The following is a 26,947-nucleotide window of genomic DNA, read 5'->3' as shown; positions in this document are numbered from 1 at the left end:
CTGGGTTCGCGGGCTGGTCCGGCGGGACGATTGGGGGCGTTGTCTCATGGCCGGCCTATATCAGTCGGTTGCGAAGGGCGATGTAGAAGGTGAAGTGCCGGTGCATGCGACCATCGGTGGCCGTCTTCACCACGCTGCCGGCATCGCCGGCGGGTGCGACATCCTTCGGTGCATAGCTGTCACCGAAATGATTGATCGTCGGCTTTTTCATCTCGGCGTTATTGGTGTCGTTGCCGCGCAGCACGACGGATACGCGGACGGCCAGTACGTCGTCGATGCTGGCCGTTGCCCCGGGCCGCACGAAGCGATTCACCACGCCATCGCCGTCAGTGTCTTCTCCCAGCAGAATCTGGAAGGCTTCGACATTGCGAAACAGAGGCGTCGCCATCCCATTTACCGTGCATTGCAGCCAAGGCACTCCATTTGCATCGTTGACGATCGCATAGACCTCCGTGGTCTGGACGTTGCCGCTCACGTCATTGCCGCTGCAATCCACCGTGCCGCCATCGGCCTTTGGAAAGTTGGGAGAGCCGGCTGCAGCGTACGGATCAGCGCCCGCCTGGGACGAGCCGAAGTAGCGCAGGGTCAAGCTATCGCTGGTGTTTGCGCCGGTATCGTTGGTGACTTCCAGGCTCGGCGACACGAAATCATTGTTGGTGAACAGGAAGTCGGTATAGCCGATCTGGCGCGCCTGCCGTTGCATCAACTGGGCGATGGCACGGGCGTTTTCCTGGATCTCGCCGACATCGCCCTGCGTGGCGTTGCTGCGGCGTTGCGAGATATACAGCGACGTGGCAGCGAGGATCAGCAGCATGCTGATCACCATGCCGACCATCAATTCGACCAGCGTGAACCCGCTGGCCGCGCGGCGGCGAATGGGACGGTTGGAGGAGCGGCTGGACGTGGTCATGGGATGAGCGCAGTCGAGAAGCGCTGGACGGTGGTGCCGTTGTCTTCGCTCCAGAAGACCTTGATGACATACGGCGCATTGGACTCGGGTTCGCAGCCGTTCTTGTCGACACTTGCTCCTGTGCCGTCATTGGGCGTGCTGTCCTTGCAGACGATGCCGTCACCCCCCGGCATGGCTTCTTTCACATCCGCCAGCCAGGTGGAGTAGGCAGTGGTGGCCATCTCGTCGGCAGAACAGCCCGCTGTTGCGAAGCACTTGGCAACGGGGGTATTGGCAGGCGCATTGAACGTGCCGTTGGTCACGGCCGTACTGTTCGTGCGGATCTGGTCCGCCAGGTTATAGGTCATCAGCGCGGCGTAGTTGCGCATCGATGCCGTGCGCGAGTCCACCAGCGTCTGCAGTTGCAGGTTGGCAAGTGCCAGCATGCCGATGGACAACACCACCAGCGTGACCAGTGCCTCGATCAGCGAGAAGCCGTGTGCCGGGGCCAGCGGACGAAGCGACCTGCATCGAGCCGCTTTCGAAGAAGGAGGAGAGTGGGGCGTCATGGCGGCCTCAGGGACACGTTGACTGCAACTGCGTGGAAGGCCGGCCGCTGCCCGTCATCGAAACCGTCTGGCCAGCTTCGGTGGCGTTCTTTTCGCAGAATTTCCAACTCGCGGTGGGAGTGCTGGAACTGCCAGTCGAGCGCATGCGCACCCGGTTCGCCGTGGCGCCGAGATTGGCGGCGGTAATGCTCGTGGTGATCTGCGGCGGATCACTGTGGCGGACCAGCTCTTCGGTGTTGCTGTAGGTGCCGTCATTGTCGGCATCGACAAATACGATGCGGCGCAGGGTCCAATCTTCCGAGCAGGCATTGCCTGTATCGATCGGGCAAATCGTCACCGTGGTGTTGCGGCGCGCGGCTTCGCTGCGTGCGAGTTCGAGATCGGCAAACAGTCGCGTGGCGTCTGCGGACAGCCGGCTCTTGTGCAGGAACGATTTGAGGTTGGGAGCGGCGTATCCAGCCAGCACGACCAGCACCGAGAGGGTCACCATCAGCTCGATCAGCGTGACCCCGCGCGCGCGTCGGCGATTGCCCGACGCATTGGCGCGCATGCGAACGGCCTCTGGCGCATTGGCTGGCGCGCCCTCGATGACCCCAGGCGCAGACAGCAAAGGCGTCAGAAAGCCTGCTGCCTTGCGGCAGAAAGACTGACCCATTTGTGACTCCCGTCTGAAAAAAACGACAGCTTTTCTGTTTCTTGTTCTGTGCGCAGCGCGCTGGACTGCTGTGCGTCCGAACCTCTGACGGATTCGGTTCCGCGGGGTGGTGCTGCTGTTGCGCAACACTTCGATGCGATGGAAACGCGCTTGTACGCCAGCCTCCTACCCGAAGGAGGTTGGTGCAGATTAGACGGCTTTTTTGAAGAAATGGCTACCCCTTTCGTGGGGTGGGTATCGTAATTTGGCTAATAACGTCGTGGAATTCAGACACCCGTCTAGGAGCTTGTTTCGATGCGAGTATTCGCTTCGCCGATGGCCTCGGCGGAGACTGAGATGCCGGATCGCCGCCGGTCAGCGGTATCGGGGAAAGATTGGAAGGGGGACGCGCGTCAAGGCGACGCTGCCGCGTCGCCGGAGCAAGGGGGAGGGTTACCAGCAGGTGCCAGGCGTGTCGCTGTCGGTGCCGCTCGCTTTCTTCTCGTTGAGATTGTTGACGGACAGGACGCCGCACGTCGGGTCCGAGCGATCGCCCGCTGGCGTGGCGGTTAGTACAAAGCCGGTCTTGATGGAGCCACCGGCCGGTGCGGCGATGGTGATGATGTAGTTGCTGGATTCGCAGGTATCACCGGATGGCGTTGTCGTGTCGCTGCATGGCGTGAGTTTCAACTGCCGGGGATTGGTCGTGTACCCGTTATTGATCGTGAAGTAGCGCTCCAGCGCACCCTGCACGCGCGCCAGGCCACTCTTGGCCTCCGCGCGGCGTGTCTTGGTCACGAACTGCTGGTATTGCGGAATGGCGATCGCCGCCAGGACGCCGATGATCATCACGGTGATCATCAATTCGATCAGCGTGAAGCCACTGGCCCGCGAGGTGTGTCGGCTGTGCGTGATTACCGTTTTCATCATGGTGCTGGTTTCCTGGTTGCCTGTCCCGTGGTTATTGCAGGATCTGTCGCCACGACACACGGCCGGGCGCGGCATCGGTATTGAATTTGGTGTGGGTGGGCTCCTCCTTGTTGCCGCTCAGGTAGGCGTGGTTGCCGAGCACCGCCGCATTTGTCACCAGTTCGTTCGACTTCTTGCCGCTCACCGCCTGACCAGTGGTACCGCCGCTGCCGCCTAAACGATCGGAAGCATCCAATCGTCCATCGCGGTTCACGTCGAACATGGAAACTGTCTGGGCCCCCGTCAGGGCATCCATCACCATTTGCCAACCGGTGCCGCCGCCAGAGCACAGGTCGGACGATGGGGTCAGCGTGGAGAACATCAAACGCGTGCCTTGCATCTGCGGGTCGTACACCACGCGCTCGCCTTGCGCGGCCGTGCCCGGCGAGGTCAGGTTCAGGTACCAGCCCATCGCACCCGTCGCATAGTTGACCGGGTTTTTGCTCAAGACGCGGTAGAAATCGCCGGTACTGGCCTGGGTCTCCATGGTGATGGTCTGCTGCACGAGTTGAGAGCGGGTGATCGTCGGCTGGGCGTGGCTGCCCTTGTCCCAGATGCCATACACGGCCTGCGTGCTCATGTTGCCGGGGTCACTGACTTCGACATATCGGCCGGTGCCGAACATCACGATGTGGCCACCTCGACGATGTCGCATGCCGGCGAATCCGGTGGTGATCGGTTGCGCATTGCCGGCCGCATCTGTGGCGGTGAACAGTAACTGCCGCGTGGCCTGGTAGTCGGTCGCTACCTTTCCGCTCACGTCGAACTTCCAGACGTTGCCGTGCAGGTCGCCTGCGTAGATGGCGTCGGCCACGAAGTCGCCGTTGGCATCGGCGATGTAGACCTGCATGATGCCGTTGGACCGGGTCCGGGCCGCTGCGGCGTCGTTCACCGTCAGCTTCACGTAGTCCGTGCCGAGCCGCCAGCTCTTGTTGCCAGGTGTGCGATCCAGGAAGACGATGAAGATCGAACCACGCGCTTCCGTGCTGTTCAACCCGTTGCCGAAGACGGCAGCCCACTTGCCGTTGCCGAGCCGTACGATGGCCGGCTTGCCATAGGTATAGCCCAGGTCCGGGTCATCATTGCTGGTGAACTCCCAGAGTACAGTCGACCCGGCGGTCGATTCGTTGATGGCGGTGGGATTGGTTACATCCAGCGCGTAGATGCCTTTCCCACCACCGCCCAGTCCGCCCACGAGCACGGTCTTCCAACTGTTGTTGATATGGACATCGCCCACCGTCGGCGTGCCGTCGACGAAGTAGTTGTGGACGTAACTACTGGACGTCAGGTTGGCCAGCTTGCTGTAGAGCGGTGACGGCACATAGGCGAACATTTCCTTGCCTCCATCGCCGTTGGCGCTCATGTCAGCCGAGAACGCGTGAAGCATGCCGTCGTTGGCACCCACGTAGATCATGGGTTTGCGGCTACGCTGCGAGACGACGAAGTTCGCGTAGCCGGGTTCGACATAGCCTGCGGCCGGACTGCCCACATATTGCGGGCTCGAATTTGCGATGTCGCCCAGCACGGTGACTGGCCGCTGGCGGAATTGGGACTCGCCACCGCCCTCGTTGACCTGATGGCCGCGCAGCCACAGCAGTCGCTTGCTACCCTGCGAGTCGCTGCCATTCAAGGCTGTCCGATATGCCAACGGTAGTCTGGCCCAACGGAATGGAATGCCGCCGCTGGTGTTGTCCGCGGTGTTGTAGGTCAGGATCTTGCGATCGGTCTGGCGCACACCCTTGAAGCTGTTGGCCGCATCCCATCGTGGTGGTGTGACGACGTCGCCGTTCTTGTCCAATGCATAGGCCAGCAGCTGGCCGGACCAGTCCGCACTGTTGAAGCGCGCCTGAAAGATGCTGGTATCGGTCTGCAGCGATGACGTGCTCGCCGCCACGGCTGCGGAGGACGATGTCTTCAGGATCGAGAGGAAGGCACGTTCCAGCGCCGCTGCCAGTGCGCCGGGATTCGTGGCGTAGAAGTAGTTGTCGGGCAGGCCGTCCGAGCCGCTGGAGCCATCGGCCTTCCGCACGTCCCATTCGGAAGCGAGGTCAGGGATGCCATTGCCGTTGAGATCTTTGAAACCGCCCCATTTGGCCGCGTACAGCAATGGGTCGTGGAACTGCGAAGCGGCCTTGCCGTTGGCGGTATAGGTGACGCTGGTTTCGGGATCGCCGAAATTACATCGGGCGCAGCCGCCGGAGTTGTTGATGGGTGCGTTTCGCGGCATCACCGCAATAGGAACAGGATCGTTGTACCGGAAATCGTAGATGCCTGAGTGGAAGTGCGGGCCGTCCTGCGTGGTGCCCGAGATCGTGTAGCCGAAGCCCTGTCCGTTGGACGATGAAGCCGACACCACACGGGTAGACACCGTGATGTTGTCACCGCTCACGCGATAGCTCAGGATGCCCCAGTTGTCCTGGTCATAGTCGCCACCGGCCACCGAGTCTTCCCAGGCCACATAGAACTTGCCGTGGGTGGCCGTTTGCGAGATGACCTTGAAATCCACCAGCGTGCCCGTGCTGGCGGGCGCGGTGATGCTGTTCGGATACTGCGGGTGCAGCCGGTGTGCCGGCATGATCGTCACCAGCTTGCCGTTCACGTCGACGTTGATCTTCGGTGTGTTGGTGGCGAGCTGCACCGCATAGGTGTTCATTCTCAGCGAGGTCGTGTCCCGGTCAGGGACGCCGAGCGCGGCGGCGGCAGCAGGCGATCGCAGGCGGTTGGTCCTGGCGAAGTATGCGGCGCCCGCAATCTGGAACGTTCCTCTTTGCGATGGCCCTTCCGGGCAGATGCCGAGCACGTCGCTGAAGTTGTTGACCGCCTTGGCCGAGCACAGATTGTCGATCGTGCTGCCGCGGACGCCTCCCGCGAACCACCTGCCGCCGGAGATCCCTTCGCCAATGCCTACCCGGTTCGTGTAGGTGCTGATATCCGGAGATCCATTGAGGTCTCTGAAGCCGCCCAGTTGGTCGTTGTCGTAAGAGGACACGCTGGAGTTGAAGACCAGTGCGTTGAGCGGCGTGCAGTAAGGCGCCCGGTTCGGATGCGATGGCGGCAGGTCCATCGGGTTGGTCCACGCGGGTTGCGTCAGCCCCAGCGTGGCATCCTTGCCGTAGCGGGATGGCAGGAATGCGCTGGTCGGTTGCTTGCCGCCAAAGTAACGCAATGTCTCGACGAAGATTTCCGAGATCGGGTTGCCCCACGTGGAGCAGTTGCCCTCCGAAGCCGTCCTGATCGGATTGCCGTAACTGCCGCGTTCGATGCTCGCCTGCTGGTAGCTACACTGGTCCGCATTGACGTAGCTGCCTTCTCTGTAGCTGTAGCCGTAGGGGCGCAGCCTGTCGATATTCCAGACAATGCCTCTGACAGCATCGCTTGACCTGCCATAGGAAAACTCACCGGTGCCCGGGTGGATCTCCGACGCAAAGTTGGTCACGTTTCGCCGCAATACGCCGCCGGAAACGTTCCGGTCGTAGCTGCCGGTCATCAGGCCGAACAGCATCTGGCCCGATTCCCCATACTTCTGCAGCAGCCCGAATGGCTTGTAGCTGGAGCCGTACTGCTTGCAGTTCTCGGAACCGATCAGGCCGGGCACGCACACTTGCACGCGCGCGTTGAATACACCGGTCCCCTGCCCGAAGCCAAGGCCGCGCATGGACTGAGATGGATTCTCCGCCGATGAATTCATGCCCGATATCGCCGCGCGATTGCCGTTCGACGAACCCCAGATGGTGACGCCGTCGATGGTGGGCAGGAAGTTGCGCTGCGTGCTACTGGCTTCCGAGGACCAACTGCACTGCCGGTGCTCGGAAGCGCCCCACGTTGCATAGTTTCCCGCGGCCACTCGGATCTGAGGTGGCTGGTGGTTGTACTGCGAGTTGCTGCTCTGCTGGTCCCTCGGCGTGACGTTGCACAGTGTCAAGCCACCCCGCGTCAGGTTTGTCACGATCCAGGACGAGAACCTTGCCCTCGTGTTGGTGGGGTTCGAGATGTCGCCGGCGTAGAACACCACGGAGACGTTGCCGGGATTCCGCCGCATGACCCAGCCCGTCATCGACGTGCCCGCTGCTGCGCCCGAGGCCGGCTCGAACCGTAACTGATCGCCTGGCTCTACCTGGCTCATGTCGTCGATCACAACCTTGGCCACTGCGGAGGACAGTGTCATGGGCGTCCTGGATCTCAGCGTGCCAATAGCGGATGCGACTTCCACCGTGAACGGCACCAGTTGGGCCACATCGGGTCCGTTATAGAACTTGGCCCAGGCGTGGGCGTCCGTCGGCAGGAAGGCACGTTCCAGCACGGTCGTGGTCGCGGTATCCGTCGATCGCGTGCCGCCGTACAGGATCTTGCGCACCTCGTCGATGCGGCTCATCGTGGCCCAGTTCAGGAAGTTGCCGCTCCAGGTCTTGCCGTCGCAATACTTGCTGTCGGTGATCGACTTCGGTACGAAGCCCTGGATTGTGGTCCTGTCGTAGTCGTAGCACTTGTCCGAGTCGAAGTACCCGGCGTACTCGATGCTGTGCTTGTACGTCGTATCCAGCTGGCCATCGCCGTCCAGATCCGAGTAATCGTTGTACGCCTTCTGGTGCAGCGTGTGGTCCTTGGTCAGGTCGATCATGACCATGGGGGAGATGTTGCCGCCGGTGTACAACGGCTGCTGGGCCAGATTGAGTTGCGGGCCAGCGGCGTAGGCCGTGGCGATGGCGAGCAGGCACGATGTTGCAAGCAGGACACCTTGCGCGCGACTCGCGAAGCGACGGATGGAAGTGGATTGGGTCATGATGCGTTTGACGGTGAAGGTGTCAAAGGGGTGTCGTCAGAAGCGGACGATTTCCTGCACCATCACCTTGGTGCCAGGGTTGGCGCCGTAACCGATCGCCGTAATGCGGAACACGTACTTGTTGGAGCCGAGCGCGATATCGGTCGGCTCCTTGAATGGTTCGATCAGATAGCGGGGTTGCTTCGACACGCCATTGGCGCCGGCATCGCGCGCATGGATCGTCGGCATCTTCTGCGCGGCCGTGAGACCGGTCATTTCTCCAAGTTCGACGGAGTGTTGTGGGTCTTCGATATAGAGGTCCCAGGCCTGCGTGCCTGACGTCGCGTGCTGGCAGTAGCCCTTGAATCCGTCCATATCGCAGGTGGGCGACGAGCCCGTCAGGCCGCTGAGCATGCGAACCTGGGAGATGTCCGCGCGCGCGTCGCGCAGCGCGGATTCCGCCGCCTGGAGCGCGATGCTCTCATCGCGCGTGTTGCGGGCCAGACGTTCGGCATTGAGGCTCATCGTACTGGCAGCAAGCCCTGCGAGCGTCAGGATGACCAGGAGCAGCAGGACGAGGATCAGCGACATGCCACGCTGTCTGGCGTGGCGGGGTGACCGAGAGAGGGGAGGATGCATGGCCGGCCTATGGCAGTCGATTGCGAAGGGCGATGTAGAACGTGAAGTGCCGGTGCAGACGGCCATCGGCCGTAATCCTCACCACGCTGCCGGCATCGCCGGCGGGCGCCACGTCATTCGGCGCATAGGTGTTGCCGAAATGGTTGACGATCGGCTTTTCCATGATCGGGTTGTTGGTGCTGGCGCCGCGCAGCAGCACGGACACGCGCAGCGCCACCACGTTATCGATGTGCGCAGTGGCGCCGGGTGGAACGAAGCGATTGACGACGCCGTCGTCATCGGTGTCTTCGCCCAACAGCAGTTGGAAGGCTTCGACATTGCGGAACAGCGGTGTCGCCACGCCGTTGACCACGCATTGCAGCCAGGGCACGCCATCGGGGTCATTGAGGATTGAATAGACCTCGGTGGTTTCCACGTTGCTGCTCACGTCATTGCCGCTGCAATCCACCGTGCTGCCATCGGCCTGCGGGAAATGGGGAGAATCCGCAGCGGCTGCCGGGTCCGCGCCAGCCTGTGACGAGCCGAAGTAGCGCAAGGTCAGGCTATCGCTGGCGTTGACGCCGGTATCGTTGGTGGCTTCCAGGCTTGGTGACGCGAACTCGTTGCTCGCGAACAGGAAGTCGGTGTAGCCGATCTGGCGCGCCTGACGCAACAGCAACTGCGCGATGGCTCGCGCGTTTTCCTGAATCTCGCCTACGTCGCCTTGCATGGCATGGGTGCGCCGCTCCGAGATGAAGAGCGATGTGGCGGCAAGTATCAGCAGCATGCTGATCACCATGCCGACCATCAGCTCGACCAACGTGAAGCCGCTTGCCGCGCGGCGGCAGATGTGACGGTTGGACGTTGTCATGGGATGAGCGCGGTCGAGAAACGCTGGACGGTGGTGCCGTTGTCTTCGCTCCAGAAGACCTTGATGACATACGGCGCGTCAGCGTGGGGTTCGCAGTCGTTCTTCCCGGCTGCCGATCCGGTGCCGTCGTTTGGCGTGCTATCGGTGCAGACGATCCCGTCGCCGTTCGGCATGGTGGCCTGCACGTTGGCCAGCCACGTGGCGTAGGTGGTGGCGGCCATCTCGTCGGGTGTGCAGCCCGCTGCCGTAAAACAATCGGCAACGGGCGTGGCGGCAGGTGAATTGAAGGTGCCGTTGTTCACGGCCACGCTGTTGGTACGAAGCTGGTCCGCGAGGTTGTAGGTCATCAGCGCGGCATAGTTGCGCATCGATGCCGTGCGTGAATCCATCAACGTCTGCAACTGCAGGTTGGCAAGCGCGAGCATGCCGATGGACAGCACCACCAGCGTGACCAGTGCCTCGATCAACGAGAAGCCACGAGACATGGGCATTGGAGAGATGTGGGTCGGCGTCATGGACACGTTGACTGCGACTGCGTATAAGGGCGGCCACTGCCGGTCATGAATACCGTTTTGCCCGCATCCGTGGCATTTTTTCCGCAGAACTTCCAGCTTGCATTGGGTGCTGTGGACACTCCGGTCGAGCGCATGCGCACGCGGTTCGACGTAGTGCCGAGATTGGCAGCGGCAATGTCGGTGCTGGTCTGTGGCGGATCACTGTTGCGGATCAGTTCTTCCGTCCTGTCGAACGCACCGTCGTTGTCCGCATCGACGAACAGGATGCGGCGCAAGGTCCAGTTGTTGGAGCAGGCGTTGCCGGCATCGACAGGGCACAGCGTGACGGTGGCGTTGCGCCGGGCCGCTTCGCTGCGTGCGAGTTCGAGATCGGCAAACAGCCGCGTGGCGTCTGCGGACAGCCGGCTGTTATGGAGGAAGGATTGGAGGTTCGGAGTGGCGACGGCGGCCAGCGTGGCGAGCACCGAGAGGGTCACCATCAACTCGATCAGCGTGACCCCGCGCGCGCCCCGGTGATTGCCAGGTGCGATTGCGCGCATGTGAACAGCCCCCGGCGCATCCGTTGCCACGCCCGCAATGAATCCAGGCGCGGACAGCAAAGGCGTCAGAAAGCCTGCTGCCTTTCGGCAGAAAGACTGACCCATTTGTGATTCCCGTCAAAAAAGCGACTGCTCTCTTTGTTTTTTGCCGGGGGCGCTGGACTACTGTGCGTCCGGGCCTCTGAGGGTCCGGGTCCGCTGGATGGCGCTGCTGTTGCGCGGCGCTTTGGTGTCATGTTGGTGCGATGCAACCGCACTCGTGCACCGGCCTTCTATTCGATGGAGGCCGATGCAAATTAAACAGCATTTTTGGGGAGGGATCTACCCCTTTCGTGGGGTGGGAGTCGCGATCTCGTCAAGAACATCGCGGAATTCAGAGACATCCTCGAAACTGCGATAGACCGAGGCAAAGCGGATGTACGCGATCTTGTCGAGCTTGCGCAGTTCGCGCATGACCAGTTCGCCAACCTGGCTGCTCGGGATTTCCTTCTCACCCAGCGCCAGCAGTTTTTCCTCGATACGCGTGATGGCTTCGTCGATGGCTTCGGCGGATACCGGGCGCTTGCGTAGCGCCAGCCGCATCGAATCCTTGAGTTTGCCGCGCGTGTAGTCCACGCGGGAGCCGTTCTTCTTGACGATGGCCGGGAAGAACAGTTCGATGCGCTCGTAGGTAGTGAACCGGCGGTCGCAAGCTTCGCAGCGCCGGCGGCGGCGTACCGTATCCCCGTCTTCGGACACGCGGCTATCGAGAACCTGGGTATTGGAGTGAGCGCAGAACGGGCATTTCATGCCTGAGCACCTGAAGAAAGAATCCAGCCCGCATTTTGCATCTTTTAGTTCAGCTGCGGACTTGAGATGGAACAACGGCGCCGCCCGAAACTTGCGGCGGCGCCGTCAGTGCGTGCCCACTATCCTGCGGTGAGCACGCGTCGGCAGATGGCTCAGCCGTACACCGGGAAGCGGCGGGTCAGGGCGGAGACTTGCTCGCGCACCTTCGCGATGTTGGCTTCGTCGTGCGGGTTGTCCAGCACGTCGGCGATCAGGTTGGCCACCTGGCGGGCTTCATCTTCCTTGAAGCCGCGTGTGGTCATGGCCGGCGAACCCAGGCGAACACCCGACGTCACGAACGGCTTTTCCGGATCGTTCGGAATGGCGTTCTTGTTGACGGTGATATGTGCATCGCCGAGGATCTTCTCGGCTTCCTTGCCGGTGATCTTCTTGGCGCGCAGGTCCACCAGCATCACGTGGCTCTCGGTCTTGCCGGAGACGATGCGCAGGCCGCGCGAAATCAGCGTCTCGGCCATGACGGCGGCGTTCTTCACCACCTGTTCCTGGTAGGCCTTGAACTCGGGCTGCAGCGCTTCCTTGAAGGCCACGGCCTTGCCGGCGATCACGTGCATCAGCGGGCCACCCTGGATACCCGGGAAAATTGCCGAGTTGATGGCCTTCTCATGCTCGGCCTTCATCAGGATCACGCCGCCGCGCGGGCCGCGCAGGCTCTTGTGCGTGGTGGTGGTCACGAAATCGGCGTGCGGCACCGGGTTCGGATACACACCCGCGGCGATCAGGCCGGCGTAGTGGGCCATGTCCACCATGAAGTAGGCGCCAACAGCCTTGGCCACCTGGGCGATGCGTTCGAAGTCGATGCGCAGCGAGAACGCCGAGGCACCGGCGATGATCATCTTCGGCTTGGTTTCCTGGGCCTTCTTTTCCAGGGCATCGTAGTCAATGTCTTCCTGGGCGTTCAGGCCGTAGCTGACCACATTGAACCACTTGCCGCTCATGTTCAGTGCCATGCCGTGGGTCAGGTGACCGCCTTCGGCCAGGCTCATGCCCATGATCGTGTCGCCCGGCTTGAGCATGGCGAAGAACACGCCCTGGTTGGCTTGCGAGCCCGAGTTCGGCTGAACGTTGGCGGCATCGGCGCCAAACAGCTGCTTCACGCGGTCGATGGCCAGTTGCTCCACCACGTCGACGTACTCGCAGCCGCCGTAGTAACGCTTGCCGGGATAGCCTTCGGCGTACTTGTTGGTCAGTTGCGAGCCCTGGGCGGCCATCACGGCCGGCGAGGTGTAGTTTTCGGAAGCAATCAGTTCGATGTGGTCTTCCTGGCGCTGGTTTTCCTTCTGGATAGCGGCGAAGACTTCGGGGTCGATCTGCTCGATCGTGAAACGGCTGCGTTCAAACATGGCGTGACTCGTCGGTAAAAAGGGGAGCGGATGGCACAAACGGCATGAAAATCGTGTGTGACCGGCTGGGATGAATCTTGGCTGAATCTGGGATAGGGCGCGCGGGGAAAGCACGGCGTCCTGCTCCGGACTGGTATGTACCAGCCGGTGCGGGGCGCACCCTGCTTCCCATTCGCTGCCCAGGCGAGCGGCAGGCGCTTATGAACTTCACGCCTAAAGATCTTGCGCTTCCTCGTGGTAGTACCCACTGACTTCGCCAGTCGCGCAAGGTGGAATGGTTGCCGCAGAGTTTATGCGAACGCGCGGCTTGCTGCAAGCCGGTGCACGGGTGGCGCATGCCCCTCTACACCAGTCTCGTCAAGACCTTGTGGTGTATGGCTCGCAACTTGCTGTTGCAAAGTCGCATGCGGGTTAACCAGTGCGCTCCGTTACAATGCCCGCCATGCCAAATTTCACATGGCCGTTGCGCGTGTATTGGGAAGATACCGACGCAGGCGGCGTGGTGTTTTACGCCAACTACCTGAAGTTTTTCGAACGGGCGCGCACCGAATGGCTGCGCTCGCTCGGCGTCGAACAACAGACCCTCGCCGATCAGTCCGGTGTGGTCTTCGTCGTACGCAGTACCGCTGTGGAATACAATGCGCCCGCCCGGCTGGATGACCAGCTGGAGATTCGTACGCATATTGAACGGGTCGGACCCGCATCGGTCCATTTCGCACAGGAAGCCTGGCGCGGCGAGCAGATGCTCGCCACCGGCAAGATCCGTGTGGGATGTGTCGACAAAAGCACGTTTAGGCCGACTCCGATCCCTGCCCCTGTTCTCGCCACTATCAAAGACGCCCGATGAATCCAGTGACCGTCACGCAAGACATGTCGATCATTACGCTGGTGATGCACGCCAGCCTGTTGGCACAGGCCGTCATGGCGCTGCTGCTGGTGATGTCGCTGTTCTCATGGACTTACATTTTCCGCAAGCACCTCGCACTGCGTGCCGCCCGCACGCAGACCGAAGGCTTCGAACGTGATTTCTGGGCCGGCGGCGACCTCCAGGCGCTTTACAACAGCGCCGTGAACAATCGCCACAACACGGGCGCGCTCGAACGGATCTTCGAGTCCGGCATGGGCGAGTTCCTGAAGGCCCGCGAGCGCAGCAACGACGCCAGCGCATTGCTCGACGCCGCCCGCCGCGCCATGCGTGCCGCCTATCAGCGTGAGATGGATGTACTCGAATCGCACCTGCCGTTCCTGGCGTCGGTCGGCTCCGTCAGCCCGTACATTGGCCTGTTCGGCACGGTGTGGGGCATCATGAATGCGTTCCGTGGTCTGTCGAATGTGCAGCAGGCTACGCTTGCATCGGTGGCCCCGGGTATTGCCGAAGCACTGGTTGCGACGGCCATCGGCCTGTTTGCCGCCATCCCCGCCGTGATTGCCTATAACCGCTATGCCACCGAGATCGATCGTCTGGCCATCCGGTTCGAAAGCTTCATGGAAGAATTCCAGAACATCCTGCAGCGTCAGAGCCGCTAAACAGTCGAGGAGCATCCCCCATGGCAGCCATTCAGCGCCGCGGCGGTTCGCGCCGCCGGGCCAGCGCAGAGATCAACGTCGTGCCGTACATCGACGTGATGCTCGTGCTGCTGGTGATTTTCATGGTGGCCGCTCCAATCGTGAGCCCGGCCGTGGTGGACCTGCCGTCCGTGGCCAATGCCACCCCGCAGCAGCAGACGCCGCCCATCGTGGTGACCGTGCATGAGGACGGCGCCCTGACGGCGCGAGGCAAGGACGCCTCGGGCGGCTCGTTCGAGCGCAAGCTCGACAAGCGCGGCCTGATCGATTTCGTACACCAGCGCCAGAACGAGAATCCGGACCAGCCGGTGGTGATCGCCGCCGACCGTGCCGTCAAGTACGAAGCCGTACTCGACGTGATGTCCGTACTGAAGGCCGATGGCGTGAAGCGCGTCGGCCTGATGGTGAAGTCCAAGTAAGCGTTCCCAGCGTCCAACGTCGCAAAGTGGCCACCCTCTCGTCACGTCATCCTCAGCAAGGCGCCCCGCGCGCCCAGGCCGCCGCCTATCCGTACGAGCCGGTCCGGGAGCGCGGCACCATGCGCTCGTTCCTGGCAGCGCTGTTCATGCACCTGCTGCTTGGCATCGTGCTGTATTTCGGCGTCCAGTGGCAGAGCAGCACGCCGGTAGGCGCCGAGGCCGAGCTTTGGGAAGAGATTCCCGATGTCACGCCCGCGCCGCCGCCGCGCCCCGTGGTGCAGCCGGCGCCGGAGCCGCCGCAGCCGGCGGTGCGTAGCAAGGTCGAGGAAGCCGCCGATATCGCGCTGGAGCAGAAAAAGCGCAAGCAGGCCGAGGAAGCCGCCGAGCGCGAGGCCGAGGCACGTCGCGAGCAGGCGCGTAAGGAACAGGAAAAGAAGGACGCGCAGCGCAAGGAAGACCAGCGCCAGCAGCAACTGGAAGCGCAGCGCAAGGAAGACGCGAAGAAGAAGGCCGACAAAGAGAAAGCCGACAAGGACAAGGCTGACAAGGCCGCTCTGGCCGCCAAGGAAAAGGCCGAGCAGGACCGCAAGGAAGCCGATGCGAAAGCGAAGGCCGACGCTGACAAGCAGGCCAAGGCCCGCGCCGATGCCGAGAAGCAGGCCAAGGCGAAGGCTGATGCCGAAGCCAAGGCCAAGCGCGAAGCTGCGTCCAACGCGGCGCGCAACAGTGAACTGGCTCGCCTCAAGGCGCTGGCAGGCGGCGGCACGGCCGGTGCGACCGGCGGTGGCGTGGGCAATGCGGCAGGCTCCGGCGCAGGGTCGGGCGGCAAGGCGTCGCCGGGCTATTCGGACAAGGTACGCCGCCGCGTAAAGCCGAACATTATCTTTGCCGGTGATACTGACGGGAATCCGGCCGCCGTGGTGGCGGTCCGGCTCGCACCGGATGGCTCGATCCTGTCCAAGCGCCTGGCCAAGTCGAGCGGCAACTCGGACTGGGACAACGCCGTGCTGCGTGGCGTCGAGCGGTCGGACCCGCTGCCGCGCGACGAGGACGGCAAGGCGCCCACGTTCGAATTCACGATCACGGTCCGTCCCAAGGACTGATCGGCGATGCGGCGAGAAAGCCATGATTTGCAACATAATGCAACCAACATCGTGGGGCTTCGGTCCGATCGCTACCATGAACGGTTGCCTGACGCGGCCGGCAGCGTGCAAGACGCACGTAGACGGGGCATGCGCCAAGCTGCACGCCGTCCGTGCTGTCGTACTTGCTCTGCCCGCCGTACCGATGAATCCTGAAATCGACTGAGGAGCAGCATGCGAAAGCTTTGGGCCCCTAACTGGCTGTCTCGCCGCCAGAGTGCCACCCCCACCCGTGACCAGAGCCGGCACGCGCTGATGGCGTGGCTGGCAGCGGCACTGATGTCCGCTGGCGTGGCACACGCGCAACTGAACGTTGAAATCACCGGTGTGGGTTCGAACCAGTACCCGGTGGCCACCGCCAACTTCCAGGGCGAAGGACAAGGCCAGCAGAACCTGACGGCCGTCATCCGCAGCGATCTGCAGAACAGCGGTCGCTTCAAGAATATCGACCCCGCCGGGGCCACCGTGGCCGAATCGGCACAGGTTGATCTCGGCAGCTGGAAGGCGAAGGGCGCCGACGCCTTCGTGGCCGGCAGCGTGACTCCCGCGGGCAACGGCCAGTACGAAGTCCGCTTCCGCCTGTACGACACGGTCAAGGGCCAGAGCCTGGGCGGCCTGGCGTTCACGGTCTCGCAGAGCCAGCTGCGCGTGACCGCGCACAAGATCGCCGACTATATCTACGAAAAGCTGCTCGGCGAGCGCGGCGTGTTTGCCACGCGGCTGTCGTATGTGTCGAAAGTAGGCGGACGCTATCAACTGCTGATTTCCGACTCCGATGGCCAGAATGCCCAGGTGGCGCTGAGCAGCACCGAGCCAATCATCTCGCCGTCGTGGTCGCCGGATGGCCGCCGCGTGGCCTATGTCTCGTTCGAAGCCAGGAAGCCGGTGGTGTACGTGCATGACCTGGCCACGGGCAAGCGCACGCTGGTGTCGAACCAGAAGGGCAACAACAGCGCGCCGTCGTGGTCGCCTGACGGCCAGCGCCTGGCCGTGGCGCTCTCGCGCGATGGCAACACGCAGATCTACCTGGTCAACGCGGATGGATCCGGCCTGCGCCGCATCTCGCGCAGCAGCGCCATTGACACCGAGCCGCAATTCTCGCCCGATGGCCGCAGCATCTACTTCACGAGCGATCGTGGCGGTGCGCCGCAGGTCTATCGCATGCCGGCTGGCGGCGAGGAATCCGGCGCCGCGCAACGCGTGACGTTCAAGGGCAACTACAACGTCAGTCCGCGGGTTTCGCCGGATGGCAAGTACCTGGCCTACATCTCGCGTTCGGGCGGTTTCCGCCTGCAGCTTCAGGACCTGTCAAATGGTGACGTTACTTCGCTCACCGATACGTCGAACGACGAAGCCCCGAGCTTTGCCGCCAACGGCAAGTACATCCTTTACGCCACGCGTGTGGGAGGTCGCTCGGTGCTGGCGGCTGTCTCGACGGACGGTCGTACGAAACAGGTTCTGTCACTCCAGTCCGGCGAGGTTCGCGAGCCGTCCTGGGGTCCTTTCATGCAGTAAGTAGATAGAAGAAACGAGGAGTCTCTCAGCCATGACCAAAATGATGACGAAATCGCTCGCCCTTGCCGCCCTGCTCGCCCTGGGTGCCTGCAGCTCGGGTGTGAAGCTCGACGACGCTTCCAAGGCCGGTACCGGCACGGGTGGCGCACAAACCGATCCGCGCGCCGTGGCGCCGGTGACCGTCGATCCGCTGAACGATCCGAACGGCCCGCTGGCCAAGCGCAGCGTGTACTTCGACTTCGACAGCTACACGGTCAAGTCGGACTACCAGAGCCTGCTGCAAGCCCACTCGCAATACCTGGGTGCCAACAAGAGCCGCAAGATCCTGATCCAGGGCAACACCGACGAACGCGGTACGAGCGAGTACAACCTGGCCTTGGGCCAGAAGCGTGCAGAAGCCGTGCGTCGTTCGCTGTCGTCGCTGGGCGTGCCCGAGTCGCAGATGGAAGCCGTGAGCCTGGGCAAGGAAAAGCCGAAGGCTACGGGTCACGATGAAGCCGCGTGGGCCGAAAACCGCCGCGCCGATATCGTCTATTGATCGACTGACTGATCCACGGAATAGCCTTCATGAATGCTCGTGTTTCCACACTGCTGTGGCTGGCTGCCTTCTCGGGCGGCTTGCTGGCAGCCAGTTCCGCGCACGCCGGCGTATTTGACGACGACGAGGCGCGCAAGGCCGTGATCCAGTTGCGGGACCAGTTCAACGGTTTCCAGGCAACCGCATCGCAGCGTATTGACCAGAACAGCCGCCAGCTGCTCGACATGCAGAACCAGATGGAAGGTCTGCGTCAGGAGGTAGCCCGGTTGCGCGGTCAGAACGAGGTGTTGCAGAACACGGTGGAAGCGCTGCAGAAAACGCAGAAGGACTACTACACCGACCTTGATGGGCGCCTGAAGAAATTCGAGCCCCAGCAGGTGACCGTGGACGGCAAGGAAGGTCTTGCACAACCCACCGAAAAGCCTGAGTACGATGCCGCGCTCAAGCAGTTCCAGTCGGGCGATTTCAAGGGTGCGGGCAATGCCTTCTCGGCATTTGCCAAGAAGTATCCGCAAAGCCCATATTTGCCGCTGGCCCAGTTCTGGCTCGGCAATTCGCTCTACGCGCAGCGCGACTACAAGGGCTCGACGTTTGTCCTGCAGAACATGGTGCAACAGTTCCCGACGCACGCGAAGGTACCTGACGCCATGATCGCCATCGCCAACAACCAGCTAGAATCCGGCCAGAAACCGGCTGCGAAGAAGACGCTGGAAACGGTGGTGTCGAAGTATCCGGGCACCGAAGGCGCCCAGGCCGCCAGCAACCGGCTGAAGACGCTGAAGTAACCGGACGCAGTCTGCAAGGAAAAAGCCCGCGATGTTTGCGGGTTTTTTCTTTTGGGGTGTCTCGTTGTTGCGTCGCCTTGTTTTCTCCCCTCTCCCGCGCGGCGGGAGAGGGGCAGGGGGAGAGGGTAACGAGGTTCAAAACGCGATAAGTCGTAGGTTGAACCGCCGACCCTCTCCCCCGACCCCTCTCCCACTTCGCGGGAGAGGGGAGCAAACAGGCGGGTGGGAAAGCGCTGTCGCGCTAAAATACGCGCTTCGCCCTCGGGGCGTGACTACAGCGCGCTTGTTCTGCGCGCACCTCACCATGACCAAACGAGCAATCGTCCTGCTTTCTGGCGGCCTGGACTCCGCCACCGTACTTGCCATGGCCAACGCGGCCGGGTTTGAAACCTATGCGCTGTCTATGCGCTACGGCCAGCGCCACTCCTCGGAACTCGACGCGGCGAAGAAAGTAGCCACAGCCCTCGGCGCCAGGCGCCACGAGATCATCGACCTGGACCTGCGCCGCTTTGGCGGTTCCGCGCTGACCGACGATACGCTCGACGTCCCGACCGATGGTGCCGTGGGCGGCATTCCGATTACGTACGTGCCGGCGCGCAATACGATCATGCTATCGCTGGCGCTCGGCTGGGCCGAGGCCATCGGTGGACGCGACCTGTTCTTCGGGGCCAATGCCGTGGACTACTCCGGCTATCCCGATTGCCGGCCCGAGTATGTCTCGGCCTACGAGGCGCTGGCCAACCTGGCCACCAAGGCGGGCGTCGAAGGCGAACGCTTCCACGTCCATGCGCCGATCATCGACATGACCAAGGCCGAGATCATCCGTGCAGGCGTGAAGCTCGGCGTGGACTATGGCCTGACCGTGTCGTGCTACAAGGCCGATGACGATGGCCGCGCCTGCGGTGTCTGCGATTCGTGCCGCATTCGCCGTTCCGGTTTCGAGCAGGCCGGTGTTGCCGATCCCACGCGTTACCAGGCGGTTGCCTGAGCGGCCGCCGTCCCTAATAAAAACAGCAGTTCCACGAGCCAAACCCTGAGACATGCCTGACATCGATATTCCCGCGCTGACGCACACCGTGCTGCTGTCTACCTTCGTCCTCACCTTCCTGTTCGGCGCGGTCCTGCAGCGCACGCATTTCTGCACGATGGGCGCTATCTCGGACATCGTGAATATCGGGGATTGGAGCCGCATGCGCATGTGGGTGCTGGCCATCGGCGTGGCGATGATCGGCACCGGCGTGCTGGCATGGGCGGGGTTGATCGATCCGACGAAGACGATCTACACATCGGCGAAGCTCGGGTGGCTGTCCGCGGCAGTGGGCGGCCTGATGTTCGGCTTCGGCATGGTGCTGGCGTCCGGCTGCGGCAGCAAGACGCTGGTGCGGATTGGCGCCGGCAACCTGAAGTCGCTGGTGGTATTCGTGTTCCTCGGACTGTCGGCTTATATGACGCTGCGTGGCCTGTTTGGCCTGGTGCGCGTCAATACCGTCGATACCGTGGCCGTGACGCTGCCGTCCACGCAAGACCTGCCTTCACTGGTGGCGCAGGCCACAGGCATGGCGCGGGGTACGCTGCAACTGGTGCTGGGCACCGTGATCGGCGTGGTGCTGGTGATCTGGGCGCTGATCGGCAACGGCTTTCGCACTTTCGATAACCTGCTGGGCGGCGTGGCCGTCGGCCTGATCATCGTCGGCATGTGGTACGTGTCGGGTCACCTCGGCTATGTGTCCGAAGATCCGAACACGCTCGAAGAGCTGTTCGTGGCCACCAACAGCGGTCGCATGGAAAGCCTGAGCTTTGTCGCGCCGTATGCCTATACGCTCGACTGGCTGATGATGTTCAGTGACAAGAGCAAGGTGCTCACGATCGGCATCGTCAGCGTGCTTGGCGTGATCGCTGGTGCGTGGGCCTATTCGCTTGTGTCGCGCACGTTTCGCTGGGAAGGTTTCGGCAATGCCGAGGACGTGGCCAATCACATGGTCGGCGGCATGCTGATGGGCGCGGGCGGCGTCACGGCGCTGGGTTGCACGATCGGGCAGGGACTCTCGGGAGTATCGACGCTGGCAGTCGGCTCGTTCATCGTGTTCGCGACGATCATCGTCGGCGCGATCCTGGCGTTCAAGTACCAGATGTGGCGTCTGGAGCGTATGGTTTGAGCGTGCGCTGGGCGCCCTTCGGCTTGACACGCCAAGGGGTGCTCCCTATAATCGCGGATTCAGTTTTTCCGGGTCGTTAGCTCAGTCGGTAGAGCAGCGGACTTTTAATCCGTTGGTCGCGTGTTCGAGTCACGCACGACCCACCAGCATTTGCGCGGGCCTGCCGGCGATTTGTCATCGTCGGCAGGCCCGTTTTGCATTTTCGGGTTACGCCCGGGTTACGGCCAAGGGGTGGTGCGGGCCTTTTGTAACCCCTGGGGTAACGCGCCTTGTCGCCCAAGCTTCACCCACATCGCGACTCTCCCGCGCCCCTAGGCCCCAGTCGCCACGGCGTCATCCTCGGGTCGCCGCCTGGCCCTCCCTGCCGCTCCCACCCCCCGGGGCTCACCCGGCGGCTCTGCTTATTTCGTTATCGGGCGCGTATGGAAATTCGGGGGTCTACAAGCTTTTATCCGCCGTCGCGCATGGGGGCACCGGCAACCGGAAAGCCGGGCACCGATCCCCCTGCTATAACGGGGGCAGAAGCCACCCATCATCCAGCCGACCATGCCCAAAGCCCGCAAGTACCCCGACCCGAAGGAACAACTCGCTCGTGCTGTGAAATCGCTGCGCCAGCGCGGCTACTCGGAGGACAGGGTGCTGCAGCTAGTGAAGGAGGTATACCAGGAACCACTGCCGGAGAAGCCGTGGGGGCTACATCCGGGCTGGAATGGGCTCAATCCGCCGTGGCGGCCGGGGATGGGGCCGATGCCGGAATGAAGCGGAGCTGCCATGGTGGTCTCCAAGCGTACTCGGGAGTGGAGGGAGTGCTTGACCAAGTGAGACCGCTGCCATTGGACGACGTCCAACAGCCCTGCTGGTAACCCGTGGCGTCAAGGAGCGATTACTGGGCCAACATGGCAGCAAGCCGCCGGCGGCTACCGGACGGAAATCTCGGAATACCTGGTCCGGAGCGGTTTCTAGGCTTTGCGGCATGATGCGAGTCTAAAATGTACGCATGACCAGCGTCCGATCACGCGAGGCGTGCCGATCCTGCTATGACGGTGGCAGACGCCACCCGTCACCCCGACTGCCCCGGGCTTGCCAGTAGGGACTGCTTGCTCGCGCTGTCAGGGCGAGTTCTCTGCCGTCCGTCCAAAGGCTCAGCCGTGATTGCTCCCGCGCCGAACGCGCTATTCAAACGGCTCCGGAGATTGTGAGATTGCTATTCAGGGAGGTAAACTATTTTGTCCATCACAAAACAATTTACATGCCAGTCAGTATCCTTGTCGCATGGGTAGGCCGAACCGATCTTAGGGCTGCCGCCGGTGAGCCGGACGCGGGTATCGGGCCCATTGCGCAGGGCGTGCACTCCGATAACTACGACACAATCCATCTGCTTAGTGATTTTCCGGTGGTGCAGACGAAGTCATATATCAATTGGCTGGCATCCCGGTCAGGTGCAGCAATTCATCTCCACACCGTCAAGCTGAGCTCACCGATCAATTTTGGTGAAATCTATGAGCGTGTTGCGGAGGTCCTGGAGGCGATTGATCGGCCCGGGACGCAACTGACCTTTCACCTCAGTCCGGGCACGCCGGCCATGGCTTCGGTCTGGATCTTGTTGGCGAAAACAATCCATCCGGCCAGGTTGATACAGTCTTCACAACAATCAGGTGTTGAGGATGCGAATATCCCGTTTGATATCGCCGCCGAATTCATACCCAAGCTTCTGCGGCAGACTGACGCGCAACTAACTTCCCTAGCGCAAGGCACGCCCGACGAGGCCACTGAGTTCAGCAGCATCATCCATCGCAGCGCAGTGATGAGGCGGGTCATTGAGCAGGCCAGGCGCGTAGCAATCCGCTCGATCCCCGTATTGATCGAAGGCGAGAGCGGGACAGGCAAGGAATTGATGGCGCGCGCCATCCACAGGGCCAGTCCTCGTGCTGATAAAGCATTCCTTTCCGTCAACTGCGGCGCAATCCCGCCTGAGTTGGTGGAATCTGAATTCTTCGGTCACAAAAAGGGGGCTTTCACGGGAGCCGTGGCCGACCGCAAGGGGCATTTTGAACGTGCCGACGGGGGGACAATTTTTCTCGACGAGATCGGCGAACTTCCCAAGGCGATACAGGTCAAGCTGCTCCGCACCCTCCAGGAAGGCGAAGTCACCCCGATCGGGTCCAGCGAACCCAAGAAGATCGATGTTCGCGTGGTGGTCGCCACTAATCGCACATTGATCAACGAGGTTGCCGAGGGCAATTTTCGTGAAGACCTTTTCTATCGCTTGGCGGTTGCCATCATCAAGTTGCCGCCGTTGCGGCAACGTGCGGGCGATATTTCCTTGTTGATCGACGTGCTACTGCAGCACGTCAACGATGCCACCAGGGGGATGGGCATAAGGAACAAAAAAATTTCTGTTTCCGCAAGAAATCTTATGTTACAGCACGCATGGCCGGGCAATATTCGCGAACTGCTCAATACCCTGCAGCGGGCTGCCGTATGGTCGGACGATGAAGTCATCGGCCTGGAAGCTGTCAAGGAGGCGATTCTGTTGTCCCCCAAGGCATTGCCCGGTGAAGATGGCATTCTGAACCGGCCAGTAGAGTCGGGTCTCGAGCTGGAGGCCCTTATGGCACAGGTGGCGCGGCATTACATTGAGCGAACGCTGGCCCATACTCGCAATAACAAGACCCAGGCCGCGAAGCTACTGGGGTTCGGCAACTACCAGACCTTCACCAACTGGATGAATCGCTACGGGGTTGTTCAATGAAAACAAGAAGACTTAGTCCGCTGGCATACAGATTGCATGGATGGACGCATCCTGTGATTCTCTGCAAGAAATATTATGCATTCCTCCCAAGTACATCTGCCGATGTCGGCCTCCCCGGCCGAAGGGAGTGCTGTGCAATCTAGGAACTTCGAATTTCTCCGGGACGCTCGCGCTGACCTGGCCGCGTTGGGCGGCTTTGCTGAGCATTACGCATTCAATGATCCGGCTGGGGCATTGGCCAAGCTTCGACTGTTTACCGAGCGAGTCGTGGATCTGGTCTATGAAGCATTCCGCCTGCCCAAACCGTACCAAGCCAATCTGAATGATCTGCTGAATGAGGATGCCTTCCGGACTCAGGTTCCAGCCGTAGTCCAGACCAAGCTGCATGCGTTGCGAATGCATGGCAATAAAGCCGTCCATGCCAACCAAGGCACAACGCCAACGGCGCTGGCTATGGTACAGGAAGCCTTTGATATCGCCCGTTGGGTGTTCGTAACCTTCGACGGCGGGCTGGTTTCAAGCATTCACGCATTTGTGCTACCTACACCGCCGGCCGATGCAAAAAAGCTGGAGAAAGATCGTCAGCGCCTGCTTGCCCAAATCGCCGAGCAGGAACAGCAGATGCAGGCGATTCTCCTGCAGCTAGAACAGGCCAAGGTCCAACAAGTCGCTGTTGCACGGTCTGCCGAAGAACTGCAGCAACTGGTCGCGAGTGGTTGTGCCGCCGCCAATCAACTCGCTTTTGACGAGGCAACGACCCGCCAGCGGTTGATCGACGCTATGCTCGTTGCTGCCCGCTGGAAGGTTGGACAAAGCGGCGCATCGACAGACGAAGTTGGCCAAGAAGTCGAGATCCCGCAACCGCAGAGCAAGAGCGGCATCGGCTATGCCGACTATGTCCTGTGGGGCGACGATGGTAAGCCGCTGGCCGTTGTTGAAGCCAAGCGTACCGCCAAGGACGCGGATGCGGGGCGCACACAGGCCAAGCTCTATGCTGACGGCCTTGAACAGAAATATGGGCAGCGTCCGGTCATTCTTTATACCAACGGCTTTGATATTTATATTTGGGATGATGCCCAGAATCAGACGCCGCGTCGCCTGTTCGGCTTCTACTCTAAGGAAAGCCTGCAATACCTAATTTTTCAGCGCAATGAGAAGCTGCCGCTCGACTCGCTCGCGCCGAAATCCGAAATTGCGGGGCGGATGTATCAGATCGAAACCATCAAGCGTATCGGTGAACGCTTCAGCCTCGGCTATCGCAAGTCGCTGGTTGTCTTAGCCACCGGTACCGGAAAGACCCGCGTCGCCGTCTCGCTTTGCGAGCTACTGTCTCGCGCACGCTGGGCCAAACGCATTCTCTTTCTGTGTGACCGGCGCGAACTGCGCAAGCAGGCTGATGACGTATTCAAAGAGTATTTGCCGGGCGAGCCGCGCATCCATATCAATGCCAATACTGCCGGCGATGTAACCAATCGCATCTACCTCGCCACCTATCCCGCGATGATGCAGTGCTACGAGATGTTCGATGTCGGCTACTTCGATTTGATCATCGCCGACGAATCGCATCGCAGCATCTATAACCGCTACCGCGACCTGTTCTTGTATTTTGACGCGCTACAACTTGGCCTCACGGCTACGCCCGTCCAGTTCATCGCTCGCAACACCTTCAAACTGTTTGCCTGCGAGGACGGTGACCCGACATCGTACTTCGGCTATCAGGAAGCCATCGGCCATGTGCCGCCCTACCTGGTGCCCTTCGAGGTCTATACACATACCACTGAGTTTCTACGGCGGGGAATCAAGTACAACCAGCTCTCCAAGGACCAGCGTGAGCAACTTGAGAACGACGAGGTCGACGCGCAATCCATCGCCTACGACGATACCGATGTGGATCGGATTGTGTTCAACAAGGACACCAACCGCGCCATCCTGCGCAACCTGATGGAACGTGGCCTTCGGGATGCGACCGGATCGCATCCCGGTAAGAGTATTGTGTTTGCCCGCAATCACAACCATGCAGTTTTGCTCGCGGAACTGTTCGATGAAATGTACCCGCAGTATGGCGGTAACTTCTGCCGGGTCATCGACAACTACGATACGCGTGCCGAGCAATTGATCGACGACTTCAAGGACCCGAAAAACGCTCTCACCATCGCTATTTCAGTCGATATGCTGGACACCGGCATTGACGTCCCTGAAGTCGTCAATCTAGTGTTCGCCAAGCCGGTTAAATCCTACGTCAAGTTCTGGCAGATGATCGGCCGTGGCACACGGCTCTGCGCCGATCTCTATGGACCGGGTCTAGATAAGACGAAGTTTCAAATTTTCGACCACTGGGGCAACTTCACCTATTTCGAGGAGAGTTACCGCGAAGCTAATCCATCGACCAGTAAGTCGTTGGTGCAAAAGCTATTTGAATCTCGCCTTCTATTGGCGGATTTGGCTCTGGACGCGGCGAAACCGGATGCCTTTGACCTGGCCGTTAGCCTCATGCGAGCCGACATCGCAGCATTGCCGGAGACCACGATTGCAGTTCGCGAGAAATGGCGCGAAGTGCGCGAAGTCCAGCTCCCTGGGGTAATGCAGGCCTTGAGCGCCGCCACACGGTCCTTGCTACTCAAGGACGTCGCGCCGCTCATGCAATGGCGCGACACCCGCGGCTGGGAGTACGCCTACCAGCTCGATCTGTTGATCGCGCGGATGCAGTGCGAGCTCCTAAAAAAATCCAGCGTGTTCAATGATTTGCGCGATGACCTCATTGCCCTTGTGGCGCAGCTGCCTATCAACGTCAATGCAGTCCGCGATAAGCTTGACACCATTGACAAGGTGCGCAGCGGAGAATTCTGGAAGCTGACGGTCGATCAAACCGATGTCGCTGCCCTTGAAGTCGTACGCGAGGAATTACGCGGGATCATGCGCCATCGTGTGATCGGGCCAACCGTTGGTGGAAAACCGCGCGTTTTGGATATCACCGAAGACGCCAGCAAGTTCGAGTTTGGCCGCCATATGCCGAAGCTTGAAGGCACGGAGTTGGTGACCTACCGGCAACGGGTCGAGCAGGTGCTCACGGGGCTGTTTGAGACCAACCCGACGCTACGCAAGATTCGGCGAAGCGAATCTGTCACTGAATCAGACCTGACGGCCTTGGTTAGCCTGGTCCTTACTCATCATCCCGATGTCAATCTGGCTTGGTTGACCGAGTTCTACCCCGATACCGCTGGCGATCTCGCAGCGGCCATCCGTACCATTGTCGGCCTGGAGCCTGAGGTGGTAGCCGAGCGCTTCAGCGAATTTTTCGTCAGACACCCGCAGCTTTCAGCCAAGCAGCAGCGTTTCATGGCATTGCTGCAGAACCATATCGCCAAGTTCGGCGTAGTGACACTCGACAAACTTTATGATGCACCATTTACCCAGGTAAGCCCGGATGGTCCCGATGGCGTTTTCGACGATGCCGCAGTGGAAGAGTTGATCGCCGTGATTCATCGTTTCCGTCCTGATAGCGATCAAACGGCCAATCCATAA

At 61.3% G+C, this 26,947-nt stretch carries 23 protein-coding genes, 1 tRNA gene and 1 riboswitch; of the genes, 13 read left to right on the top strand and 11 right to left on the bottom strand.

Annotated elements, in window-relative coordinates; genetic code table 11:
- Window positions 1-55 precede the first annotated feature (55 nt).
- From GA566_RS12005 to glyA, 11 genes are all read right to left on the bottom strand, one after another.
- Window positions 56-910: a PilW family protein gene (locus tag GA566_RS12005; RefSeq protein ID WP_160473291.1), complete on the bottom strand. Its 855-nt coding sequence runs from the start codon at window positions 908-910 to the stop codon at window positions 56-58.
- Window positions 907-1,458, bottom strand: a complete 552-nt coding sequence (gene pilV, locus GA566_RS12000) for a type IV pilus modification protein PilV (RefSeq protein WP_160472854.1) — start codon at window positions 1,456-1,458, stop codon at window positions 907-909. Before pilV (GA566_RS12000) ends, GA566_RS12005 begins: the two co-directional genes overlap by 4 nt.
- A gap of 7 nt (window positions 1,459-1,465) precedes the next feature.
- Window positions 1,466-2,113 carry a GspH/FimT family pseudopilin gene (locus GA566_RS11995; protein ID WP_160472853.1) on the bottom strand — a complete coding sequence of 216 codons (648 nt, stop codon included), beginning with the start codon at window positions 2,111-2,113 and terminating at the stop codon, window positions 1,466-1,468.
- A gap of 432 nt (window positions 2,114-2,545) precedes the next feature.
- The gene (locus GA566_RS11990) at window positions 2,546-3,022 is read right to left on the bottom strand and encodes a type IV pilin protein (RefSeq protein ID WP_160473290.1); all 477 of its coding nucleotides are present in this window, start codon (window positions 3,020-3,022) and stop codon (window positions 2,546-2,548) included.
- Window positions 3,023-3,053: 31 nt separating this feature from the next.
- Complete coding sequence (locus GA566_RS11985; protein ID WP_160472852.1) at window positions 3,054-7,841, bottom strand: pilus assembly protein; 4,788 nt, start codon at window positions 7,839-7,841, stop codon at window positions 3,054-3,056.
- Between the two features lie 36 nt (window positions 7,842-7,877).
- On the bottom strand, window positions 7,878-8,411 hold the full coding sequence (locus GA566_RS11980) for a PilX N-terminal domain-containing pilus assembly protein (RefSeq protein WP_160472851.1): 534 nt from the start codon (window positions 8,409-8,411) through the stop codon (window positions 7,878-7,880).
- Between the two features lie 55 nt (window positions 8,412-8,466).
- Window positions 8,467-9,309, bottom strand: coding sequence for a PilW family protein (locus GA566_RS11975; RefSeq protein ID WP_160473289.1), 843 nt, complete (start codon window positions 9,307-9,309; stop codon window positions 8,467-8,469).
- Complete coding sequence (pilV, locus tag GA566_RS11970) at window positions 9,306-9,824, bottom strand: type IV pilus modification protein PilV (protein ID WP_160472850.1); 519 nt, start codon at window positions 9,822-9,824, stop codon at window positions 9,306-9,308. The genes GA566_RS11975 and pilV (GA566_RS11970) overlap by 4 nt, the downstream gene beginning before the upstream one ends.
- On the bottom strand, window positions 9,821-10,468 hold the full coding sequence (locus GA566_RS11965) for a GspH/FimT family pseudopilin (protein WP_137925142.1): 648 nt from the start codon (window positions 10,466-10,468) through the stop codon (window positions 9,821-9,823). Before GA566_RS11965 ends, pilV (GA566_RS11970) begins: the two co-directional genes overlap by 4 nt.
- 216 nt (window positions 10,469-10,684) lie before the next feature.
- Complete coding sequence (gene nrdR, locus GA566_RS11960) at window positions 10,685-11,152, bottom strand: transcriptional regulator NrdR (protein ID WP_137925143.1); 468 nt, start codon at window positions 11,150-11,152, stop codon at window positions 10,685-10,687.
- A gap of 152 nt (window positions 11,153-11,304) precedes the next feature.
- Window positions 11,305-12,552 carry a serine hydroxymethyltransferase gene (glyA, locus tag GA566_RS11955; protein ID WP_137925144.1) on the bottom strand — a complete coding sequence of 416 codons (1,248 nt, stop codon included), beginning with the start codon at window positions 12,550-12,552 and terminating at the stop codon, window positions 11,305-11,307.
- Window positions 12,553-12,722: 170 nt separating this feature from the next.
- A riboswitch (ZMP/ZTP riboswitch) is annotated at window positions 12,723-12,826 on the bottom strand.
- A gap of 168 nt (window positions 12,827-12,994) precedes the next feature.
- On the opposite strand from glyA, the gene ybgC reads away from it, so the two are divergent.
- The 13 genes from ybgC to GA566_RS11890 all read left to right on the top strand — a co-directional run bounded on the left by ybgC (window position 12,995) and on the right by GA566_RS11890 (window position 26,947).
- The gene (gene ybgC, locus GA566_RS11950; protein WP_160472849.1) at window positions 12,995-13,399 is read left to right on the top strand and encodes a tol-pal system-associated acyl-CoA thioesterase; all 405 of its coding nucleotides are present in this window, start codon (window positions 12,995-12,997) and stop codon (window positions 13,397-13,399) included.
- Window positions 13,396-14,079, top strand: coding sequence for a protein TolQ (gene tolQ / locus GA566_RS11945; protein WP_171020398.1), 684 nt, complete (start codon window positions 13,396-13,398; stop codon window positions 14,077-14,079). Before ybgC ends, tolQ begins: the two co-directional genes overlap by 4 nt.
- A 20-nt stretch (window positions 14,080-14,099) precedes the next feature.
- Window positions 14,100-14,537: a protein TolR gene (tolR, locus tag GA566_RS11940; protein WP_130389441.1), complete on the top strand. Its 438-nt coding sequence runs from the start codon at window positions 14,100-14,102 to the stop codon at window positions 14,535-14,537.
- A gap of 26 nt (window positions 14,538-14,563) precedes the next feature.
- A complete protein-coding gene (gene tolA, locus GA566_RS11935; protein ID WP_160472848.1) occupies window positions 14,564-15,640 on the top strand; it encodes a cell envelope integrity protein TolA in 1,077 nt (358 codons plus the stop codon).
- A gap of 213 nt (window positions 15,641-15,853) precedes the next feature.
- Window positions 15,854-17,194, top strand: a complete 1,341-nt coding sequence (gene tolB, locus GA566_RS11930; RefSeq protein ID WP_137925147.1) for a Tol-Pal system beta propeller repeat protein TolB — start codon at window positions 15,854-15,856, stop codon at window positions 17,192-17,194.
- A 31-nt stretch (window positions 17,195-17,225) separates the two neighbouring features.
- Window positions 17,226-17,732 (top strand): peptidoglycan-associated lipoprotein Pal, encoded by a 507-nt coding sequence (gene pal, locus GA566_RS11925; protein ID WP_171020399.1) that lies wholly within the window; start codon window positions 17,226-17,228, stop codon window positions 17,730-17,732.
- Window positions 17,733-17,761: 29 nt separating this feature from the next.
- Window positions 17,762-18,517 carry a tol-pal system protein YbgF gene (ybgF, locus tag GA566_RS11920; RefSeq protein ID WP_160472847.1) on the top strand — a complete coding sequence of 252 codons (756 nt, stop codon included), beginning with the start codon at window positions 17,762-17,764 and terminating at the stop codon, window positions 18,515-18,517.
- A gap of 304 nt (window positions 18,518-18,821) precedes the next feature.
- On the top strand, window positions 18,822-19,505 hold the full coding sequence (gene queC / locus GA566_RS11915) for a 7-cyano-7-deazaguanine synthase QueC (RefSeq protein WP_160472846.1): 684 nt from the start codon (window positions 18,822-18,824) through the stop codon (window positions 19,503-19,505).
- 52 nt (window positions 19,506-19,557) lie between these two features.
- Entirely contained in the window at window positions 19,558-20,673 is a 1,116-nt protein-coding gene (locus GA566_RS11910) for a YeeE/YedE family protein (protein ID WP_160472845.1), read from the top strand.
- A 70-nt stretch (window positions 20,674-20,743) separates the two neighbouring features.
- Window positions 20,744-20,819, top strand: a tRNA-Lys gene (locus tag GA566_RS11905).
- 400 nt (window positions 20,820-21,219) lie between these two features.
- Complete coding sequence (locus GA566_RS11900) at window positions 21,220-21,432, top strand: hypothetical protein (RefSeq protein ID WP_160472844.1); 213 nt, start codon at window positions 21,220-21,222, stop codon at window positions 21,430-21,432.
- A gap of 490 nt (window positions 21,433-21,922) precedes the next feature.
- Complete coding sequence (locus GA566_RS11895; RefSeq protein ID WP_160472843.1) at window positions 21,923-23,425, top strand: sigma-54-dependent Fis family transcriptional regulator; 1,503 nt, start codon at window positions 21,923-21,925, stop codon at window positions 23,423-23,425.
- Window positions 23,426-23,500: 75 nt separating this feature from the next.
- Window positions 23,501-26,947 carry a DEAD/DEAH box helicase family protein gene (locus GA566_RS11890; protein WP_202126691.1) on the top strand — a complete coding sequence of 1,149 codons (3,447 nt, stop codon included), beginning with the start codon at window positions 23,501-23,503 and terminating at the stop codon, window positions 26,945-26,947.

The sequence above is a fragment of the Cupriavidus sp. SW-Y-13 genome (assembly GCF_009793345.1).
Lineage (GTDB): Bacteria > Pseudomonadota > Gammaproteobacteria > Burkholderiales > Burkholderiaceae > Cupriavidus.
This window is presented reverse-complemented; position numbering and strand designations above follow the sequence as displayed.

What these genes read in the sequence shown, in the direction of transcription:
- GA566_RS11995 (WP_160472853.1), bottom strand. Translation starts at nt 2,113, where the DNA reads ATGGGTCAGTCTTTCTGCCGCAAGGCAGCAGGCTTTCTGACGCCTTTG.
- pilV (WP_160472854.1), bottom strand. Translation starts at nt 1,458, where the DNA reads ATGACGCCCCACTCTCCTCCTTCTTCGAAAGCGGCTCGATGCAGGTCG.
- ybgC (WP_160472849.1), top strand. Translation starts at nt 12,995, where the DNA reads ATGCCAAATTTCACATGGCCGTTGCGCGTGTATTGGGAAGATACCGAC.
- GA566_RS11990 (WP_160473290.1), bottom strand. Translation starts at nt 3,022, where the DNA reads ATGATGAAAACGGTAATCACGCACAGCCGACACACCTCGCGGGCCAGT.
- GA566_RS11900 (WP_160472844.1), top strand. Translation starts at nt 21,220, where the DNA reads ATGCCCAAAGCCCGCAAGTACCCCGACCCGAAGGAACAACTCGCTCGT.
- tolQ (WP_171020398.1), top strand. Translation starts at nt 13,396, where the DNA reads ATGAATCCAGTGACCGTCACGCAAGACATGTCGATCATTACGCTGGTG.
- nrdR (WP_137925143.1), bottom strand. Translation starts at nt 11,152, where the DNA reads ATGAAATGCCCGTTCTGCGCTCACTCCAATACCCAGGTTCTCGATAGC.
- GA566_RS11910 (WP_160472845.1), top strand. Translation starts at nt 19,558, where the DNA reads ATGCCTGACATCGATATTCCCGCGCTGACGCACACCGTGCTGCTGTCT.
- pilV (WP_160472850.1), bottom strand. Translation starts at nt 9,824, where the DNA reads ATGACGCCGACCCACATCTCTCCAATGCCCATGTCTCGTGGCTTCTCG.
- GA566_RS11980 (WP_160472851.1), bottom strand. Translation starts at nt 8,411, where the DNA reads ATGTCGCTGATCCTCGTCCTGCTGCTCCTGGTCATCCTGACGCTCGCA.
- GA566_RS12005 (WP_160473291.1), bottom strand. Translation starts at nt 910, where the DNA reads ATGACCACGTCCAGCCGCTCCTCCAACCGTCCCATTCGCCGCCGCGCG.
- pal (WP_171020399.1), top strand. Translation starts at nt 17,226, where the DNA reads ATGACCAAAATGATGACGAAATCGCTCGCCCTTGCCGCCCTGCTCGCC.
- GA566_RS11975 (WP_160473289.1), bottom strand. Translation starts at nt 9,309, where the DNA reads ATGACAACGTCCAACCGTCACATCTGCCGCCGCGCGGCAAGCGGCTTC.
- tolR (WP_130389441.1), top strand. Translation starts at nt 14,100, where the DNA reads ATGGCAGCCATTCAGCGCCGCGGCGGTTCGCGCCGCCGGGCCAGCGCA.
- GA566_RS11890 (WP_202126691.1), top strand. Translation starts at nt 23,501, where the DNA reads ATGCATTCCTCCCAAGTACATCTGCCGATGTCGGCCTCCCCGGCCGAA.
- GA566_RS11895 (WP_160472843.1), top strand. Translation starts at nt 21,923, where the DNA reads ATGCCAGTCAGTATCCTTGTCGCATGGGTAGGCCGAACCGATCTTAGG.
- tolB (WP_137925147.1), top strand. Translation starts at nt 15,854, where the DNA reads ATGCGAAAGCTTTGGGCCCCTAACTGGCTGTCTCGCCGCCAGAGTGCC.
- GA566_RS11965 (WP_137925142.1), bottom strand. Translation starts at nt 10,468, where the DNA reads ATGGGTCAGTCTTTCTGCCGAAAGGCAGCAGGCTTTCTGACGCCTTTG.
- GA566_RS11985 (WP_160472852.1), bottom strand. Translation starts at nt 7,841, where the DNA reads ATGACCCAATCCACTTCCATCCGTCGCTTCGCGAGTCGCGCGCAAGGT.
- ybgF (WP_160472847.1), top strand. Translation starts at nt 17,762, where the DNA reads ATGAATGCTCGTGTTTCCACACTGCTGTGGCTGGCTGCCTTCTCGGGC.
- queC (WP_160472846.1), top strand. Translation starts at nt 18,822, where the DNA reads ATGACCAAACGAGCAATCGTCCTGCTTTCTGGCGGCCTGGACTCCGCC.
- glyA (WP_137925144.1), bottom strand. Translation starts at nt 12,552, where the DNA reads ATGTTTGAACGCAGCCGTTTCACGATCGAGCAGATCGACCCCGAAGTC.